20 protein-coding genes are annotated in these 18,715 nt (G+C 43.4%); 9 read left to right on the forward strand and 11 right to left on the reverse strand.

Going from position 1 to position 18,715, the window contains the following annotated elements; translation table 11 throughout:
- Window positions 1-169: 169 nt before the first annotated feature.
- From QUB35_RS12875 to QUB35_RS12895, 5 genes are all read right to left on the reverse strand, one after another.
- Complete coding sequence (locus tag QUB35_RS12875; protein ID WP_333142276.1) at window positions 170-496, reverse strand: hypothetical protein; 327 nt, start codon at window positions 494-496, stop codon at window positions 170-172.
- Between the two features lie 89 nt (window positions 497-585).
- Entirely contained in the window at window positions 586-939 is a 354-nt protein-coding gene (locus QUB35_RS12880) for a hypothetical protein (RefSeq protein ID WP_333142277.1), read from the reverse strand.
- Between the two features lie 81 nt (window positions 940-1,020).
- The gene (locus QUB35_RS12885) at window positions 1,021-1,509 is read right to left on the reverse strand and encodes a hypothetical protein (protein ID WP_333142278.1); all 489 of its coding nucleotides are present in this window, start codon (window positions 1,507-1,509) and stop codon (window positions 1,021-1,023) included.
- Window positions 1,510-1,586: 77 nt separating this feature from the next.
- A complete protein-coding gene (locus tag QUB35_RS12890; RefSeq protein ID WP_333142279.1) occupies window positions 1,587-1,994 on the reverse strand; it encodes a hypothetical protein in 408 nt (135 codons plus the stop codon).
- Window positions 1,995-2,060: 66 nt separating this feature from the next.
- Entirely contained in the window at window positions 2,061-2,441 is a 381-nt protein-coding gene (locus tag QUB35_RS12895; protein WP_333142280.1) for a hypothetical protein, read from the reverse strand.
- 77 nt (window positions 2,442-2,518) lie between these two features.
- On the opposite strand from QUB35_RS12895, the gene QUB35_RS12900 reads away from it, so the two are divergent.
- Complete coding sequence (locus QUB35_RS12900) at window positions 2,519-3,340, forward strand: DNA cytosine methyltransferase (protein WP_333142281.1); 822 nt, start codon at window positions 2,519-2,521, stop codon at window positions 3,338-3,340.
- Between the two features lie 16 nt (window positions 3,341-3,356).
- Window positions 3,357-3,563 carry a hypothetical protein gene (locus QUB35_RS12905; protein ID WP_333142282.1) on the forward strand — a complete coding sequence of 69 codons (207 nt, stop codon included), beginning with the start codon at window positions 3,357-3,359 and terminating at the stop codon, window positions 3,561-3,563.
- A gap of 180 nt (window positions 3,564-3,743) precedes the next feature.
- Here QUB35_RS12905 and QUB35_RS12910 read toward each other — a convergent pair whose 3' ends face one another.
- Window positions 3,744-4,265 (reverse strand): hypothetical protein, encoded by a 522-nt coding sequence (locus tag QUB35_RS12910; RefSeq protein ID WP_333142283.1) that lies wholly within the window; start codon window positions 4,263-4,265, stop codon window positions 3,744-3,746.
- Window positions 4,266-4,357: 92 nt separating this feature from the next.
- On the opposite strand from QUB35_RS12910, the gene QUB35_RS12915 reads away from it, so the two are divergent.
- From QUB35_RS12915 to QUB35_RS12930, 4 genes are read left to right on the forward strand one after another with little or no spacing between them, the layout of a single operon-like run.
- The gene (locus QUB35_RS12915; RefSeq protein ID WP_333142284.1) at window positions 4,358-4,786 is read left to right on the forward strand and encodes an RNase H family protein; all 429 of its coding nucleotides are present in this window, start codon (window positions 4,358-4,360) and stop codon (window positions 4,784-4,786) included.
- Window positions 4,787-4,834: 48 nt separating this feature from the next.
- Window positions 4,835-6,358, forward strand: a complete 1,524-nt coding sequence (locus QUB35_RS12920; protein ID WP_333142285.1) for a hypothetical protein — start codon at window positions 4,835-4,837, stop codon at window positions 6,356-6,358.
- A 4-nt stretch (window positions 6,359-6,362) separates the two neighbouring features.
- The gene (locus QUB35_RS12925; RefSeq protein WP_333142286.1) at window positions 6,363-9,074 is read left to right on the forward strand and encodes a hypothetical protein; all 2,712 of its coding nucleotides are present in this window, start codon (window positions 6,363-6,365) and stop codon (window positions 9,072-9,074) included.
- Window positions 9,075-9,127: 53 nt separating this feature from the next.
- Window positions 9,128-9,691: an HU family DNA-binding protein gene (locus QUB35_RS12930; protein WP_333142287.1), complete on the forward strand. Its 564-nt coding sequence runs from the start codon at window positions 9,128-9,130 to the stop codon at window positions 9,689-9,691.
- Between the two features lie 70 nt (window positions 9,692-9,761).
- On the opposite strand, the gene QUB35_RS12935 is transcribed toward QUB35_RS12930, so the two are convergent.
- From QUB35_RS12935 to QUB35_RS12950, 4 genes are all read right to left on the reverse strand, one after another.
- Window positions 9,762-10,601: an ATP-dependent DNA ligase gene (locus QUB35_RS12935; protein WP_333142288.1), complete on the reverse strand. Its 840-nt coding sequence runs from the start codon at window positions 10,599-10,601 to the stop codon at window positions 9,762-9,764.
- Window positions 10,602-10,617: 16 nt separating this feature from the next.
- Window positions 10,618-11,445, reverse strand: coding sequence for a hypothetical protein (locus QUB35_RS12940; protein WP_333142289.1), 828 nt, complete (start codon window positions 11,443-11,445; stop codon window positions 10,618-10,620).
- A gap of 86 nt (window positions 11,446-11,531) precedes the next feature.
- Window positions 11,532-14,654: a hypothetical protein gene (locus tag QUB35_RS12945; protein WP_333142290.1), complete on the reverse strand. Its 3,123-nt coding sequence runs from the start codon at window positions 14,652-14,654 to the stop codon at window positions 11,532-11,534.
- Window positions 14,655-14,757: 103 nt separating this feature from the next.
- Window positions 14,758-15,306, reverse strand: a complete 549-nt coding sequence (locus QUB35_RS12950) for a hypothetical protein (protein ID WP_333142291.1) — start codon at window positions 15,304-15,306, stop codon at window positions 14,758-14,760.
- 554 nt (window positions 15,307-15,860) lie between these two features.
- On the opposite strand from QUB35_RS12950, the gene QUB35_RS12955 reads away from it, so the two are divergent.
- Window positions 15,861-16,007, forward strand: a complete 147-nt coding sequence (locus QUB35_RS12955) for a hypothetical protein (protein ID WP_333142292.1) — start codon at window positions 15,861-15,863, stop codon at window positions 16,005-16,007.
- A 172-nt stretch (window positions 16,008-16,179) separates the two neighbouring features.
- On the opposite strand, the gene QUB35_RS12960 is transcribed toward QUB35_RS12955, so the two are convergent.
- A complete protein-coding gene (locus QUB35_RS12960; protein ID WP_333142293.1) occupies window positions 16,180-16,458 on the reverse strand; it encodes a hypothetical protein in 279 nt (92 codons plus the stop codon).
- A gap of 497 nt (window positions 16,459-16,955) precedes the next feature.
- Here QUB35_RS12960 and QUB35_RS12965 point away from each other — a divergent pair, with 497 nt between their 5' ends.
- Window positions 16,956-17,105 (forward strand): hypothetical protein, encoded by a 150-nt coding sequence (locus QUB35_RS12965; RefSeq protein WP_333142294.1) that lies wholly within the window; start codon window positions 16,956-16,958, stop codon window positions 17,103-17,105.
- A 591-nt stretch (window positions 17,106-17,696) separates the two neighbouring features.
- Window positions 17,697-18,689: an arginine deiminase family protein gene (locus QUB35_RS12970; RefSeq protein ID WP_333142295.1), complete on the forward strand. Its 993-nt coding sequence runs from the start codon at window positions 17,697-17,699 to the stop codon at window positions 18,687-18,689.
- Window positions 18,690-18,715 lie beyond the last annotated feature (26 nt).

The following is an 18,715-nucleotide window of genomic DNA, read 5'->3' on the forward strand; positions in this document are numbered from 1 at the left end:
CCCCAAAACGAAGTATTTTCATCTCTCTTTCTTCACTTCAACTCTTACACATAGCCTGTATCTGCTTATATGTACCTGTACATAGCGCACATGACCGTCACATGAGCATGACATGAGCATCACATGAGGGAAACAGAAACAGTTTGAATTCCTGTTCCCCTAGTTAGAATTACCAGAAAATACTGATAAACTCATCACCATGAAGAGTTTCAGTGCGATCGCCATTTTCATCAAGAACTATGTAGATGAAAGCTTGATTGACGTGGCTAGTTAAATTCATAGCTAGAACCTGGACAATTCCAACAGAGGTATTGTATAAACTACCGATTTCAATTCGATCGCCATTCTGACACAACGGCAATTCACATTGAAAATACATTTCCCCGTCACTGTTCTTGTAAATAAACACACCATCGCGCCATTTACAATGTCTGCCAATTGTGTCAGAGATACCAAAATTAGCAGATTGTAGTCTATCAATTGCGATTACTGTCATAATAGTTGCCTCAAATTTGCACTCCTCAGCGAAGCATTCAAGAACCTCAAACTGTCTGGATAAACATCTTAAGATTCTTGAAATGAAAGTTAGACAGCGCTATCGAATTCCCAGGACAGAAGTTTTTCTTCAGTTCCTTCTTCAGTTTCGACAATATACTCAAAATATTGACTGACTGTTACTGAACGGACGATCGACTTAACCGTAACTACCCCGCAGACAGTCGAATAAAGGCTACCTACCTGGATGCGATCGCCATTGACAGATAACGGGAGTTCGCAAGAGAAAGGATATTCCTTCCTACCATCTACGCAAACATAGACACCGCCTCGCCAAACCAAATTCTCGTTAACCGACAAATCAAACTGAGACTGGTCAGGGCGAGGGCGGGAAATCAGGGTAACTACTTTCTTTCCTGTTGGTTTAACTGTAACTAAACTCATGGCAAACTCCGCAATAAAAACTCTTGTCTCTATCGCGAAGCGCCCTTCGACTCCGCGAGCGTGCAAGAAGCCACAGTTCGATTAAGCGTTGATTATCGGGTATTCTGACCAATACCATTCCAGAAATCTTTTGATGAATTGAGCAGTAGGTAAGTCGTAAGAACTCACATACCAAAGAAATAAAGGTTCATTTCTATGTCTCTCACAGAAACGAAGGAAATGTCTATTAACTGTTTGAGTGTGAATTTTGTGCCAAATAATTTGACGTTTTTCTTCGACTGTTGCTCCATCAAAATAAGTAGCTAAATTGGTCAATTCTTTCCGCTGTTTACAAGCCCAAGTTGCCAAGCGAATGTCTGTGCCTTCATAAGCAATAGCATAATGCCATTTCAAACACTCATCGCTAACTCGCTTGCCGTTTCGATCGAAGTAAGTTCCTTGTCGTCTGTTGACATCATAAGGAAAAAGGTTCATTGGATTGATGTGAATGTCTGACATGATTTTCTTAATATTAGAATTGTGGTTGTGATGTTGCGTGGTAGAATAGTCAGATAACAGCTTCTTACCCAAGATTAATTTCCGGTATCGCTGAAAACCTCGGCTTCTTACCAGGAAAAGACATAAATTCCTTTCCTGGTACAGCCGATCTAATTTAGAACCTGATTTGCCAAATAATCAACGCATCTGGCGACAAGTTCAGCATGAGAGCGATCGGAAATATAAATCAGCTTGAGCCGACCTGTATCCCGATAAGCATGAGCTAATTCCATGACCGATCGAAAGATATCTGAATCAGGAACTAAATTAGGCTCATAGAAACCTTTTAATCTGACTTTGAAATATCTGGGTAAATGCTGCTGGATTTGTTGCCATAACATTTGCCGATATTCCTCAACAGAAAACTTGCCTCGCCAAAGCGGAGAATTGTCAAGTTGGTCATAATGATCGGTTAGACCTTCACTAACATTGAAAACTTCGCGGTCAATATCGATCGCAAATTTAACTTTCTCAGTCGTGAATTTATCGAAATCAAATTGTTCTACAGCAATAGTCATGATAGTTACAAGTGATAGGTCACTCCCTTATCGCGAAGCGACCCTCACCAACCAACCTCAATTGCCTCAAATTCTGATAATTTTGGTTTTCCTTTCAGTTCGATCGATGTTATCCTTGGTTCCACGACTGTTGCCATCCCAGAGAGCCAAACCGTAATCGCAAACTGAGCACATCATCTTGTCTCGATCGACATAGTTCCCTGCAACTCCAACCGTTTCATACCCCGTCGTATTTCTCGGTTTTCCGTTGCCGTTCCACAAAGCAAAGTAAACCTTAACGTTCAGGTAATTCGATCGACGCAGATATTCTTGAACTAACTTGTCTACGCCTCCCGCATCACCAACTATTATCGAAAACTTTAGCTCCATTATTCGATCAATTGATGGTAATCCAGCGGTGATATCTTTGATTGAGCGACTGCCAGAAATCATTACAATTTTAGTCATATTAGTCACAGTTGTTGATTAGAAACTACTTCCCAAACACGAAGTGAAAATGATAGAATTAAAATAAAGTTACTAAAATGAAACTGAAATGCGTTGATTTGTTTGCGGGAATAGGAGCTTGGGAATTAGCAGGGAGTTTAGTTAACGCCAATTCTCAGATTAAATTAGAGACGATCGAATTCGTAGAAAAAAACCCATATTCTCAAAAAGTTCTACAAACTCACTTCCCTAATATTCCAATCCATTCCGATATTTGTGATTACCTACCAATCAAAAATAAAGCCGATGTCTATACAATCTCGTTCCCTTGCACAGGTACATCCAGAGCCGGAACAAAAACCGGACTCGTTCACATCGAATCAAGTTTATGGTTCCAAGCACTCCGATGCGTCATACTCGGTAGACCAAGTTTTGTATTGGTGGAGAATCCTGTCGGGCTTATCGATCGAGGGCTACGAACAATTATTGCCGGACTCAGAATGGGCGGTTACGAAACAGAAGTTGAAGTTATCAGCGCGTCGGAGTGCGGTGCGGTACATGAGAGGCAAAGAGTCTTTATCATTGCCTACGCCAACCACTTTGGCATCCAGCAACGGAAAAGGTGGGAGGGCTGGTCAAAACACATTGGAACACAGATTGAAATCGCAAAATCGTTTACCAGCTACCCAGAAACTAAACCCAGAACTATGCCTTTGGATGATGGCGTTCCCGAGTACATGGCTGGATTGCATTATGACCACTGGTGGCGATTCAATCCCCCGCCAGCCGAGCCAGGAGTAAAACGGAGAACTCCAGGCAGGGCAGAAGCAATCAACTTAGCAGGTCTGTCGATCTGCGTTCCCCAAGCGACTGTTCCTTTGATGCGTCTCCAGTTTCTAGCTTCTCTACTTCAATATTAATAATTCTGCGAAAGAGATGAGCAATCTAGAAGAACAAATCCGTTTGTACCGTCTAGGGCTATCTTATTCCGAGATAGCCAAACATACCCACACGACAGCAGGAAAGGTACAGCGCAGTATCAGAGCATGGGACTTACAGCCTAAGCAAGTCGAACCATCTACTCGTAGCTTGCGGGGCCTTGCACTGAGCGTAGTCGAAGGGCGTAGCGCCATCGACCGCTGAAATTGAAGCTTTGAGAGAACGCATTCGTAGTTTGCGGAGTCAGGGGTTATCTATGAAAGCGATTGGTCGTCAAGTTGTTTCAAACCGTTGTTTGGTACGATCGTCCATAAGTAAAACTTCCTTAGTTTCTAAATGAATATCAAATTTTTGTTCTTTGACTGCTGAACTTCTTCGCTGGACTTATAAATAATATGCCATCACCCGTTCAAATTCTTTGACTACATAGTTCATAAACTTTGGGTTTCGATCGAACAACGTTGAAAATCTCTCAGGCAGACTATTAAATTCTTGTCGTACCAGTTCTTCTACCATGAAAAAGACCGCATAGCCGAAATAATAAAGCTTAGGGGCTATGTCACCTTCTGGTGTAAAACCTTCTGTTGATATGTAGGATTTTCCATTTCGATCGAGATACTGAACTAAATAGATAGTCCCGCCACTCTCCAACTCTAAGGATTCTCTATTATTTTCTGTCAAGTTTCCATGTGGTTGATCGAGTTTGAAATCGTTATACATTGCTCTTGCTAAATAGTTCATTTGTTCCAACCGCTCAGTCAGTCTTAGATTTTCTGCTTTTACCCTCAAACTTTCTATTAACAGTTCAGAATTCTCGCTCAATAATTCCGAATTCTCGATCGACAATCCAGAATTGATAACCGATAAACGCGCATATTCTCTCAACAAATCTGTGTATTCTGACATAAATCCACCCAATTCTTTGTTATATTATAGCAATAATTCAGGTTTTAGGTAGCTTCGCTTTTAGATTTTGATGTTCTTTTTGGTTAAAAGTAATGACAACTGTAACTGAAACAAAAAGTGTGGTTAATATTCATTGTGATGGTGCTTGCTCAGGGAATCCAGGGCCAGGTGGTTGGGCTGCATTACTCACAATTCCAGACAAAACTAACAAGAAAATGATTAGTGGTCAATCTGATACAACCACTACCAATAATCGAATGGAATTGACAGCAGCGATTGAAGCGTTGAAAGCTCTCAAGAAGCCTTGTAAGGTGACACTGTTTTCGGATTCAAGCTACGTCGTAAACACAATGGCTAAAGGTTGGAAACGTAACGCTAATCAAGACTTGTGGGAAGAACTTGATAAATTAGCAAAAGTTCATGAGGTGACATGGATCTGGCTAGCCCGAAACTCTACTCCTGAACTGACTGAATGCGATAGAGTTGCTAAACTAGAAAGTTTGAAAAAGTCTAATTCTTAAAATTAGCTAATGACGGTAGGCATTAAGTGTGTGAATTGAATTATAATATTGTTAAAAATATCTCAAACCACACTTACTATGCCTACCAATCCACTCGATGATGTTTGGGCTAATTTTCAATCACTAAAAGGAGTTAGTGAAGTCAAAAAGATAATGGAGGCTCCTCAGCAATGGCTCCTGGAGCAACCGCTGACTCAGGGATTGTTGGCTCATCCAACGGCTAAAGTTCTTTTAGGTTGGCTTCAGTCATCGCAGAATGTAGCAGCATTTCCTCTTCTGATAGCTCAATGTGGAACAGCATTTTTGGAAACATCCCACGGCATCAACCGTGCCTACAACAGCAAACTTTATCCCAATTTAGCGGGTGCTGGTGAAAGAGCGTTGGCTGGATTAATTTCTACAAGTACAGAGAAAGGTATCTATGGTGATGTCATAAATGCTTTCAACAATAGCTTAAATCTCCCAGAATTGTCCAAAACCGGGGTAAAAATTAACTACGCTATGGATGAGGCTTGGAGATCAATTAATCAAAAAAAGCTTCTAATGCAGGAAGAAGCTAGAAGATTACGAGATAAATATTACCAAGAATTGCAAGATGAACGACTAAAATTAGACGATCGACGTAGAACGCGATCTAAATACAACAATGTGGCTAGAAGTTTAGTTGCTATGGGTGATGCACCTATCCCTTCTCCAAGAATTGTACGCTCTACGACAGGTACAGGAACAGGTACAGGAACAGGAACAGGTACAGGTACAGGTACAGGTACAGTAATAGGTAATAGCAACTACGAGATCAACTCAATTTACAACGATCAAATCTTATCAATGCGAAGTATCAAAGTAAATGCGAGTGCTTTGATAATTGTCCCGGTGATAGCGCCGATCGTTGCTGTAGGAAGTGGTTTAGCGACAGTAGGAATTACAGCAGGCATAATTTCTAGCATAGCAAGTTGGTTTTTAACGACTTGCATGAATTTGGCAGGAATTCCAGCAAGTTTAATTACAGCTCTTATTCATTGCGTAACTTCGATCGTTCTCAAAGTCTCTGGCAGTTCAGGGGCTGAAGCACTAAGATTTTTTGCTGCTTCTGCTTTGAAAATTAACGAAGCTTTGTTGATGACTGTTTTTGGAACCAGTAATATGAATGTTACTGCCTGGATGTTTCTGATTGCAATGGCAGGGCCGATTTTAATTGTCTCAATCATTATCATTTTAGCGATGCGAAATAAAACTGCTTTGTCGAAAACTCTCTATGTCTTTGGAGATTTAGTGGATAATCCTAACAGATTCAATCTGAGAGTAGCTACCATGTACGAAACTAATGCGATCGAAATATTGGATCAGTTCAAACTCTCAGCTAAAAATATGCGCGACAATGCCAAACTTGCTATGAGCCAAATCATAGGACTCGGATTAGATCCAAAAAATGAGTATGCAATTTGTTATAATTTAACTAATCCTGATAATCCAATTCAAGTCACTGGAAAAGAAGAAATTGCAGCATTATTAGGACCTGACAAAGTTGCTAGAATAGCAACAGGTAGACTCAATTTTATGGACTTCATTTAAACAGATGCCAACAATTTATGAGCTAAATTACGACTGGTACGGCGCAGACGAAACACTGGCAAAAGTAGCAACAACTGCTGTTTGGTCAGTGTGGGACTGTGTTGCAAAAGAATGGTCAAATACTCCCAAAGTAACTTTGCGAAATACTCTGCTTTCAGGGTTACACAAAGATGTTGGCAAAGATAGATTTTGTATTGGTGAAATCCCAGAAAATACAAAAAGTCCTACACTGCTGAATCCATTTATTGTGGATAAAACTGATCGATATCAACTGGATTTAGCTAGTAACTCTCGCAATCATGGTAGGTTTACATTCAATCTAGCTCCGATCGGGAGTGATTACTATGGAGGATTAGTAACAGAACAATGGAAACGAATCATTTACGGCAGTATTCTTCACACAGGATGCAAACATTTAATAGGTCGAGAATTCAATTATGTGATTGTTGATGATACAGCCAGAGATGCTAATGGCAATCCTCAAGATGATCCAGTAAATAAACGGCATTGGAACAGCGGAGACAGTCACGCCAAAGCTTCCAGAGAATTTATGGAGATATTAGGCGCAGGAACAGTAGAATTTGACACTGATGAAATTGATGCTGATATTCCTATTCAGTTTAGGATAGCTGCATTTAAAAAATGGGTAGCAAAAGGGACGATCGCCTACAATCCTCTGTTAGATGAATCAGGCTATGATTTGGTCATTCCTTGGAGTTCGTTAAAAGGCAAAAAACCAGCACTCGGAAACTATACCGATAAACTGCTATGCGGGCTGGTATTTGAAGCAGAAAAGCGCACCGCAAAAGCAGGCTGGATGCTGTTTCAATGGTTTAAATTTGAAACTCTGGAACAAGACAATATTATTACCAAGCTACGAGAGAAATGTCAGAAATTAGCTGCTGCTACTAACTCAATTCAAGCCTTGGCTAAAGAACTCCGAATCCATCAAGAAGAAGCAGCACAAGAACGTGAACAAGGCGATAGTATTCAGTCCGAAGCTGAATATATCAATACTGCAATGGAGATTATCAAATATGACATAAAAGGCAGACTGTTACTGCATCCGTACATAACTGGCAAGGTAGCAGAAAGACTTCGCGCAGTTTGGCTCAACTTAGCCAAAGCAGCCGGAGTTCGTTTCTGGTCACTCATGTCCCAACCTGATGAGTATTTCCAAAAGTACGAAAGTACGGATGAGAACAACGTAACCACTTTTACGGAAAAAGTTTTCTGTGCACCGGGGATGGCGATCGGCGAATACATCGTATTTTGCAATCCTATGAGGCATTGGGGAGATTGTCAGCTCTGGATCAACCGTCATGAAGGCACTTATGCCAAAGGCTATGGATTGATGGCAGCCTCGACAAAACTCATGCTGAATTTGGGCAGAGACTTTGACGGCGACTTTGTTCAGCTCATCGCATCCAGAGAGTATCCAGCTCTGAGAGATGCGATCGCCAACTTTGACAAACCTCCATCGGTTGACAAGCTTCCAAAAATGGCACTGCCTGGAACTCTTCAGGAAGTCGCCATCAACAGCATGAACGATAGCACTGGAATTGTTGCCTCACTTCTCGGTCGGGCGCGAGGTGCGGGAGTTGAAGGAATAGTGCTGCTGATTCCTCCTGGTGGGATGCAGACAGCTCCCACTGAAATGTCAATCATTGACTTTCTCAGTCAGGAATTACAAATTGCGGTTGACTCATTAAAATCGGCATATCCGAATAATGACAAGGGTTTGCAGGCTGTTACTGACTATCTCAACACTCTCGGAGACGCGGGCAAAATTCCGTGGCTCAAAGATTTTAAAGAGGATGCGGTTTATCTGTCTCGCCCCTGTGCCGTTGCCGACGATGCGATCGATACTATTTCCCGCCTGGTCAGAGTTGTCAATACCTACTGGCGACCAGCTCAATTGGAAACCAACATCGACATCAACTCCTTTGAGAATGCGCTTTTTGTCGGTGTTGTAGTCGATCAAAAGCAAACAGACTTTGCTTTTGAACAACGCTTTGCATATCGAGCAGAAATGAGCATTGCGATCGAATGGAAAAACCAAAATGATGGGGATACTACCAAAATCCGTGAGGTGTCGGCAAAATTTCAAGCTCTCAAAAACTCTGCTCTTGAACAATTAGCTGATGCCAACGGTGAGGCTTTCAGCGCAAAAAGTTGGGCTGCTGCATATTGGCGAGCTGTTCATACTAATGCTACTGAGCTCAGCACCGGATCACTTGTATTCAACTTATTCAGGGAAGAAATCGTGACAGATTTACAAGAAAACCCCGACACCTTGCCTTATTTCAACGCATACAACGTTCACAGACAAACTCCAAGTGTCTGGAGTCGAGGTGAATGGAAAGGGCAAAATGTACTTGTTCGCGTTGTCCAACGAATGAAGCCTGCTGCCGGAGAAGTCGCAGCACGAATGGAACTTGCGGTAGATATGAGCTTTCCTGAAAGTACCAGAAATGTCGGATACTTCCCCCTTGGATGGATACCGAAAGAGTACCAAAGTAAAGTTGCGATCGGGGAAACTCGTGAGATGCGCTGTTACACCAACGGCAAGTATATGGAAGATAGCGGACAAATCATCACCAAAACAGTTCGGCTCTATAACCGATCGCTCTCTCAAGAACAAATTGATTTCTTAGAAGGCAAGTTCCCAGCAGGTCTTTATAAGCCAGAAGATTTTGGTTTACCACCAAATTAATCATTTGATGGTGCATAATTAAAATATTCATTAGTCATCCGAACAGATTAGTTATGTCTGCCTTAACTGACCACGTAAAAGCGTCAACTGGATTTGCTGAAAGTACCATCAGCGCGGTATGGGATTCAGCCGTAGCCTTCATGTCACTCACTCTCCGCAACGGTGAAAAATTACCGTTGGAAGGGTTAGGGATTTTAAAAGCTAGCGATCGACCTGAACGTCAAGGGCGCAACCCTCGGACTGGAGAAGCTACCACTTTTAAAGCTTCTCGCAGACCTAAGTTGACTTTCAGCAAAAACTTTTTGACTTTAGTTCAGCCAGATCCAAGCCAACCACAGCCTGCACCTGCTGCTGAATCTACTGCTCAATCAGTCGCTCCTGTTGCTCCTGTTGCTGCTATTCAGCCTCCTCCTATTCCAGCCGAATTGCTACCGCAAAAAACCTTGAGTCATCCTGAGCAAACCTGGCAAATCAAAGCCCCTGATAGTTCCTTCGTTGAAGTACCAACAAGTGAACTAGCGGGCTGGGGAGTTAACGCTAGCACTCCGGTTTACTCGCCTAGCACAGGCTGGAAATTAGCGGGGAAAATCCCGGAACTGGTAGGAATCGTCAAATAGTTTTGAACCAGACAGAAAAAAGCTTGAGTAGATGTACACTACTCAAGCTTTTTTCTGCGTCTATTTTGGCTCACACAAATGTCGAGAATACTGGATGCCGTAAAGAGCCTGTAGCGGTCACGCCAAGATAAACTACTTCCAGCGTTCTGCCTAAATAATCAGCTTGGTTTGCAAATATTGTCGATCGCTCCAGGTCAGTAAATCCTGTGCCGACTCGACTATTGATAATTTGACCGTTAATCATTCCCCGAATCAGTAAATTACCCAGAGACTTGGCATATTTGCCACTACCTTTGGTAAACCCAACCACCGTAAAGTTGTTCTTAACAAAGTTTTTCACTTTTAGGAGATTGTTCGATCGAACCCCGGAGTAAACAGAGTTCGGATTCCGCAGCATTATCCCTTCATCTGAGAGTCCAGAACTTTTGACCAATTCAGCTTCAGTTTGGATTACCAAAGGATTATTTTCAATCAATTTCTGAGGGACGTAGCTAACTTTCCCCATTGTCGGGAAAATTTGCTTGACCTGATCTACTTCATGAACTGTCTCCATTGTCGGAAATTGATTGAACCCGATCGCAAAGATGCGAAACTGAACTTTGTGTTTATTTGCTACTACAGATTCTACAGTTTTTCTACTGCGGACAATTCCTGAGATAACATCAAAAAGAGTTCCAGGGATGTACAACTCACCGTCTATAAAAGATAAATTATTACTCGCTCGGATACTTTCGCATATTTCCTCAATCTCAGTCAGTCCTGAATATCGAGTCAATCCCGATCGGCTTCTCAATCCACTCGTCATATTTTCATATAAGCAGCGGACTCCATCTAGTTTAGGGCTGCTAAACCATTCAGCAACACCATAGTTTTTCGCTGGGCTGTAAGTATTTGCTAATTGTGGCAACATAATTCAAACTTGCTCCTTAAACGAATCGACCCAAAGCAGGGGTTCGTAAATTCCCTGTAGCACTTAACCCCATATAAACGATTTGGACTTGTTTACCCATATAGGAATCTCTATTTATCCACAAATCCTGTTCCTCTTCCTCGTTCAAGCCGTAAACACGAGTAATTTTATTAACTCCATTCACCATGCCTTCAACTGACATATAACTTACGAAATTTACTACAGGATTTTGAGTGAATCCAACAACAGTAAAAATTCCGCTTGTGATGCCCTTCACTTTCAGATAGTTATCCGATCGCACTTCTGAATAAACTGAATCAGGATTTCTGAGAAATATTTCATCAGAAATCCCAGAATTCACTATTTTTGTATATTCATCAAGAATTCCGAGCGGTGTACTGCGAATCAATTCTTGAGGTATAAAGCTCACCATTCCCAGCGGAGGGAAGTTTTGTCGCATCAAAGTAATCATTTGATGCCCTGTCAGATTAGGATTTGTTGTTTCAACAACAGCAGAAACTCTAAACTCTACAGCAAACTTATCAGCAAGGTCATAGTTGGTTCGATCGCGTACCAATACCGTAAGTTCATCCAGTGTTTTGCCGGGAATAAATAACTCACCATCCATAAAGGAGAGATTGTTAGCATCACAGATACCTTGACAAGCTAACTCAAGCCGATCGATACCAACGAATCGCGTAGTCAAAGTCTGGCTTCTTAATCCCTTTATAGCACCAAATCTGTGATAAATACACCTAATTCCGTTGAGCTTAGGACTGCTAAACCAGAAACCTGTAGGATATTCCTTTGCTGGACTGTAAGTGTTTGGTAATTGTGGAAGCATTTTAATTTTTGTGGTAATTCAATAGTCTTAGCTTCACAGCCCTGCTTTATCAGAAAACAGAGCTATGAAACTACAGAACTCAGAAATTAGTTAACCGCCATGATGAAATTGCTGACGCATCGGATTTGTTCGTTCACGATTTTGTCAAACATAAGAGCAATCTCTCGGTTATTTGGTTGGAATCTCATCAATCCCCATTGACCAGTAGCAGCAATTGTTAAGTCAGGCTTGAAAATCAATGCTGTGGAATGGAACCAGGTGTTAAAGACAGTAGCTGGCATATTTCCACAGATAATCATGCCGGAAATGTTGGCATATTGGATAAGCACATCTACGTTAACTCGAACTAATTTGCCACAGGTTTGATAGGTTACATTGCCTGTTACGTTCCACGATAAAGGCAAAGAAATTGGTGCTGACCAAACAATTCCTGCTGGTCCAGCCGGACCAGTAGCGCCAGTTGCACCCGTAGCTCCTGTAGCTCCAGTTGGTCCAGTTGGTCCAGCAACGCCTTGAATTCCTTGAGCGCCCGCTGCACCAGTATCACCAGTTGCACCTTTCGGACCCATAACACCCTGAGCACCAGTAGCTCCCGCTGCGCCAGTTGCACCAGTAGCTCCTGCCTCACCTTTAGCGCCAGTTGCACCCGCAGCGCCGGGAATTCCTTGAGCGCCAGTATCACCTTTGATTCCCTGAGTACCAGTCGCACCAGCCGCCCCAACATCACCTTTAGGACCGATCGCACCAGTTGCACCAGCGACACCTGGATTTCCTTGCGCTCCAGTTGCACCGATCGCACCAGTTGCACCAGTAGCTCCAGTTGCACCTGTTGAACCAGTATCACCTTTCAAACCTTGAGGCCCTTGTGTTCCAGCGGGACCAGTTGCACCTTGAATTCCGGCAGCGCCAGTTGAACCAGTTGGGCCGATCGCTCCTGTGTCACCTTTAGCTCCCGGAAGTCCTTGCAAACCTTGATCGCCTTGTTTAGCTCCCAAAGTCCAGAACATCGACGGCGGTGGATTATTCAAACTCGGGCCGGTGGCAATATAACTGCTTCCGTTGTAGGCAACAGCATCAAACATGGCGTACTGGAATGTTGGGCTCCAATTTCCACGCCAAATCAAGCCGGGTCGTCCTTGAGGACCTTGTGGCCCTGTTCCACCTTGTGGCCCTATTGCACCAGCCGGCCCCATTTGACCAGTCGGGCCGATATCACCCGGTGTGCCTTGAATCCCTTGCTCTCCACGTTCGCCGGGAGTGCCGGGATTACCTTGCAAACCTTGCGAACCCATTTCGCCTGGAATTCCTTGATCACCGCGATCGCCTTTTTGACCTGCGGGGCCGGTTAAGCCGATCGGGCCAGTAGCGCCAGTAGCGCCCATATCGCCAGCAATTCCTTGATCGCCACGATCGCCTTTAGAACCCTGTGGCCCTGTCAAACCAATCGGGCCGACAGAACCCATGTCGCCAGCGATGCCTTGATCGCCACGATCGCCTTTAGAACCTTGCGGGCCGGTTAAACCGATCGGACCAACAGGGCCGAGATCGCCAGCGATACCTTGATCGCCCCGATCACCTTTAGAACCTTGAGGGCCGGTTAAACCGATCGGGCCCGTTGCGCCAGCTTCACCAACTAAACCTTGATCTCCACGATCGCCTTTAGCACCCTGCGGGCCGGTTAAACCTTGATCGCCAGTCGGGCCGACCGTGCCGGGAATTCCTTGATCACCTCGATCGCCTTTTATGCCGGGAGCGCCTTGCGGGCCGGTTAAACCTGCCGGGCCGGTTGCGCCCATATCACCGGGAATGCCTTGGTCGCCACGATCGCCTTTTATTCCGGGACTGCCTTGTGGACCGGTTAAACCTGGATTTCCTTGAGAGCCAGTAGCGCCAACTAGACCTTGATCGCCTCGATCGCCTTTCTCACCGGGAACGCCTTGCATTCCTGGATTACCAATATCGCCTTTCTCGCCTTGCGGGCCGGCAATCCCAGGCTGACCCTGTAAACCTTCAGCACCAGTTGCGCCGGGAGTTCCTGGTAAACCACGTTCGCCCGGTTCACCTTGAATGCCTGGATTTCCTTGAGGGCCAGGATTGCCAGCCGGGCCCGTCAAACCTTGAATGCCTTGAATTCCTTGACTGCCTGCTTCGCCTTTTTCACCGGCTACACCGGGAGAACCTGCTACGCCATCAACACCGGGATTTCCTTGATCACCTTTCGGGCCGATCGGACCGATCGCACCAGTCGCGCCAGCAGCACCGGCAATTCCTTGATCGCCTTTCTGACCTGGTGCTCCTGTTTCACCAGCGGGCCCGATCGCACCTGCTGTACCGGGTTCACCGGGAGTGCCGGGATTTCCTGGATCACCTTTAATACCCTGCGGACCGGTAGCACCAGCCGGGCCGGTAGCACCGGGTGTACCTGCTGCACCGGGCATACCATCCGCACCAGTCGCGCCGGGATTTCCCTGAATTCCTTGAGCGCCAGGACTACCAGCAGCTCCAGTTGCTCCTTGAGCGCCTGTTGCGCCGGGAGTTCCTGACTGACCAACATCACCACGATCGCCTTTTTCGCCGGGAACGCCTTGAGGTCCGATCGGGCCAGCCGGGCCGGTTAAGCCGATCGGACCTTGTGGCCCAACGATTGCCGGCTCTGGAGGAATAAGAGAAACCTCACGAGAAGCGGTCGCAACAACACTCGTGCCAACCATCAAATCAGCGCGTAGAGTTCCATTTTGGGTGATGGCTGTTTCATAAGGAATCCACGGACTTTCTTTAATAATTGAGCCGTTGAGAGTGAAGCGGACAAAAGAGTTGGTTGGCGGATATTCTACATCAGCAACTACTACAGTTTGCCCTGAATAAAGAATAGGATTTCGTAGCGCAATTGTTGGTGAGTTGACCTTGACTTCAAAAGTGACTTGAGCTGTCGATCGAACTACCGGAGGCATTGTGCCGGTGATATCTTCGACTTCAATGACGTGAACGCCAGCACTATTAATAGGAATAACTAGCCCAAATTGATATTGAGGTGCTGCCGTCGTGCCGACATTAGTTGCGGATGTATCTGTCCCAACCACTGTGCCGTTGAGTTTAAATCGAACGTCAGTATTTGTGTTACTGTCTGCGATCGCTGTTACTGCTAGAGAATAAGGCAAAGAGTTTACTTGAATACTTGGCTGACTTGGAGCGGTTATTCTAATAGCCATGATTATTTATTTAATTTGTGAATACACGAGAATTAATCTCTTCTCTGTAGTCACTACCAGAGAAGAGATTAAAAACAAGAGAGAGAAAGAACTTTGGCGCTTATCAGGTTTGAATCAGCAGAGCCTGAGCCACGATAACTTCTGATTCCACTGATTCTCCAGTAATCATCAGAGTTGTGTAAGCATCAGGGCTTGTGTTGTCACCGTCATCGTCGTGAACCATGATGACTTTAGTATTTTGCAACTGAGTGAATGTTTGGTAAAGCTCAGTTAGATATTCAACCTGTTCGATCGGCATCAAAATGCTAAATACTGTCTCTGGTAAAACAGGCTCTTCCATCGCCAAACTTTGGGTTGCCATCCCTACTAACTCTGTCAAAGAGTTTCTGATCAAAGGTTGAAACAGCTCATCTAAAGTTTTGTATTCAATGCGTCGTGTCGCCGGAGCTTTGTAACTAGGAGCGAGGGGATTCATCGCCTTGATTGCAGCTCTCCGCATTGAAGCATCTCTGCTAAGAATTGCTGCTTCATCCAATGGCAGTTTAGCTCTTTTAATTGAAAGCGGTGAATCGCTTTCAGATTGGGGCCAGAAGTTGTAGTCAGCGAGTGTTGCCCGCAGCATTTTTGTTGCGAATCCTGCTGTTATTGTCATGGTGGTAATCGAGCTGGGTATCGATCGATAAATTATTTTTTTAGTATATCATCTCAATTTTATTTCTCTTTTTGACGGCAAAAATTTGACTTTTGTTTACAAATAAGATATGAGCAAAAATTAAAATTGACTAATGGGGTTCTAACCAGAAAACGGCAATAACAAACATAGAATCAGCAAAAAACCCACAAGCTACAGAATTAGTGTTTAAAACTGTTGTTTTAATATTTGCACTCTTTTGAGTATCAAAAAACTAGGCACTTTCAAAATTGCTTACCCATTTATCACTGTTTTTGTCACCTAAGAAAACAATTTGACCATTTTCTGTAGCGGGTCAACAAAATAGTAAGCGAAACACACAACAAACTTGAGGATAAGAAAAACCAGTAGCGAACTGGTTCAACGCTATTAGTGGCGAGAAAGTGCATAAAATTTCAGGAGATAGGCTTGAATTTCTTGATTTTAAGCCTATCAAAGGAATTGACCATATAACTACTGTCAAACAGATGACTTTGACCTTCCCCACGACAAGAAGCTTTGTTAGCAGGAAGCCAATGACAGTCACCGGAAGCATTTCTTACCAGATAGAAACATTGAGGAACGATCCTCTGCGAGGGCTGCGCCAACGAAAGTTCAATTTTACCGTAGCTTGCGGGGCGCGTAGCGCGATCGCCCAACCCGGACACCAATTGCTGCCGTAGTAGAAAAAGCAGTCCTTCGGTTCCTTAAACCATTCGATGTGATTTTTAGTTATTTTGGCTATTTTGCTCATTAGATTTAGATGTGATTGATGAGAGATAGTCATAGTTATGGAGAAAAAACATCATTGCCCAAAAGCGAAGCACTACGGTAAGACGCTTTAAGTGATATCTTTTAACTGCCCAGTAAATCAAAGACGTTAATATTTTCGTGAGTTGAGGGTATTTCACGTTCACAACCAGGAAAATAGCATTCTGATTCAACTATTGCGTGATAAATTTCCCGTAAAGCTTGAATTGCGTTTGCCAAAACCAAATCGTTGGGAATCGCAAAATCGTTACTTTGTCCGTAGGCGTAAGCCATCGCCTGATACTCTGGCTGTTTCTCTAGCAGTTCTAGAGTTTCTTGCGTCCCAGAAATGATTGCCTTAACGCGACAAAAACTGCGTTTCACGCCCAAACCAAGCCAAAACTGGCTTTATATGCCGCTTGGGCGTTTATATTTTATTGCAGCCAGCGCACAAATCTATAAGATATAGCTGTTCTCAAAGCTTCAGCAAGTGGGCTAAATCTTTATCCCATAAGGGTTTCAGGCGGGTTGTCACTCCCAGCGCATTGTCACTAGATTATGCAAGATCCGACTTTTCCGACTTTACGATCCGACTTTTCCGACTTACAAAGATGGGGGAGAGGAAGTATTATAGAGATAAGATGCCGTTTCACAACCTGTGGAAGCAATTAATAGACTTTCATAGCTTTTGAACGATACAGTTATAATCAGGGTTTAACGCTACAAAAGGGACTTCTACTTAATTACTGACCTATTGTTCTGAGTGTGGGCGATCGCACGTCGAGCGTGAAATTACGGCTATTGTTTAGCTCGTAATTTACAGAATAGTGCGTCCATCATTTTTATATCAGTAAATTCCCTATGGATGGAGGGATATAAGGATGTACCAATTATCTCCAGAACTATTTGCTCTCGAAGTGAATGTAAATTGGGGCATTTCTTCTCAAGCTTTTTCTACGTTACTCACGTCCAAACCAGGAAATGTTGAATTTTTACCTTCCATGACGTTTCCTTTACACAAATTTTATTGATTTCCCTTGACAGGCATCTCTCCAAAAAATTAAACTAAGTATGTCTAGAGATAGATGACAAATAAACAAACCGAGGAAAAAGGATGAGCGACAAATTAAATTGAATCTACAGAGGGTAGTAGCTCGAAAAAAAGGATGTAGTTTCTGGAGTTACTTATCGGTTTGATTTAAATGATAAAGGAGGAACATCAAGGGGAGCTAAAGGTTACGGGGAATTTCAAGGAATTGTTAATTCTCAAAAGGTCACTGTCAAGCTTGAAATGTCATGCCCTTTAGTGGGAGACAACGAAGCTAAAGGCACTGTAACACCGATAGAGGCTCCCTATTATTGTTGGTGCAAAATGTAAAAAAGATGGACATCCTGTGGACGGTTATTTCGTAATTAACGGTTAATAAATATCGCTCTGAATCAGGAAAGATCGAGTCGAAGTAAAAAATATAAGTTAGGGGTTGGCAGATCGTAAAACCCTAACTCCTAAAACATCTGAGAACTCTGATTAAATGTCTACATCATAATAGCCATCAGACTTTTCTCTATTTTAAACGATCAACGATCGCCCTTCTATCCAAAATACCAATAGCTTTTCAAGTATGCCTGAACTGTCTAATTTTCAACTTAGCGAGTTTTCTTTAACACCGAAAGCAGTTGTCGTTCACGACCCAACCGACTATCACGTATTTAGTCATTTGAAGAACTTGTCAAGTCAGGAACTTCAAGAAAACTATCTGTTCAGAGCGCTTCCTGATGCTCAACAGTTTCGGGAAGCTCATCAGAATTTTGCAAATTCTCTCAATCAGGAACTAAAAACTTTCTATGTATCAGACATACTGAGATTGAAAGGTGAAGAGATTTACCAGCAATTTAGCAGCTACCTATCCACCAACCCTAATTTAGTTTACACTCGCGATGCGATCATCACTCTGCCCTGGATTCCAGACGGATATATAGTAGGAAGGATGGTCAAAAAAATTCGGCAGAAAGAGCCGGAATTTATGTCGAGCGTAGCCAAATTGCTGGGACTCAAACCAATCCTGGAAATTCCCGAAGGTTTATTTCTAGAAGGTGGAGATGTCATCCCTATTTATTACCAAGAGAAAAAATATTTAGCAATCGGGTATGGCAGAAGAACAACCAGAGAAACCTTAGATTTCTTGATTTCAGAGTTGTTGCCAAAGGGAATTATAGACGGCATTATTGGCATTGAACTGGCCCAATGGCGTATAAACCTTGACGGTGGGATGGTTCCTGTAGCTGAAGATTGCATTATAGCCCATCCCGATAGCCTAATAAGTGGCGTGCTTTTAGATGGGAGTGAAACAGCAATCAATCCTATTAACTTTTTTAAAGATATAGGTTTCAATTTCATTGAAGTCACACAGGAAGAATCTCTATACAAGCAAGCTTGTAACTGTTTTTGTTTGGGAGGGCGAAGAATCTTTGCTTACGACCTCTGTGAAAGAGTGCAGGATTTATTAAAGAAATCCGATGTGGAAGTCATTAAGGTGAAGGGTCAAGAGTTAGTAAAAGGTACTGGTGGCCCTAGATGTATGACTAGACCAATTTACATGGATGTGACTTTATAAACTTGCGTGGGAAAAATTTATGAGAA

It is taken from the genome of Microcoleus sp. B13-B6 (genome assembly GCF_036705405.1).
GTDB lineage: Bacteria > Cyanobacteriota > Cyanobacteriia > Cyanobacteriales > Microcoleaceae > Microcoleus.